Origin of the sequence: Gilliamella sp. B2717 (assembly GCF_026536675.1) — a bacterium.
Classification (GTDB): domain Bacteria; phylum Pseudomonadota; class Gammaproteobacteria; order Enterobacterales; family Orbaceae; genus Gilliamella; species Gilliamella apicola_I.
This window is the reverse complement of record NZ_JAFNNQ010000007.1, coordinates 1-216: the sequence shown is the minus strand read 5'-3', so window position 1 is coordinate 216 and position 216 is coordinate 1. Positions and strand designations below refer to the sequence as shown.

The following is a 216-nucleotide window of genomic DNA, read 5'->3' as shown; positions in this document are numbered from 1 at the left end:
TAATAGACGGCACGGAAGTCGCCATGGCCTTTATGGACGGCAATCCTGACCGCCCGTATATTGCCCATGCCCTGCATGACAGTGCCCACCCTGACCATGTCACCACAATAAACAAACACCGTAATGTGATTCGTACCCCCACCAATAACAAGTTGCGCATGGATGACAAACGGGGACAAGAGCATATCAAGCTGGCGACTGAATACGGCAAAACGC

The 216-nt window shown here is 51.9% G+C and carries 1 protein-coding gene; it reads left to right on the top strand.

Going from position 1 to position 216, the window contains the following annotated elements:
* Positions 1 to 216, top strand: a 216-nt coding sequence (locus tag J3U35_RS02105; protein WP_267359224.1) for a type VI secretion system Vgr family protein, incomplete at both ends; no start/stop codon positions are given.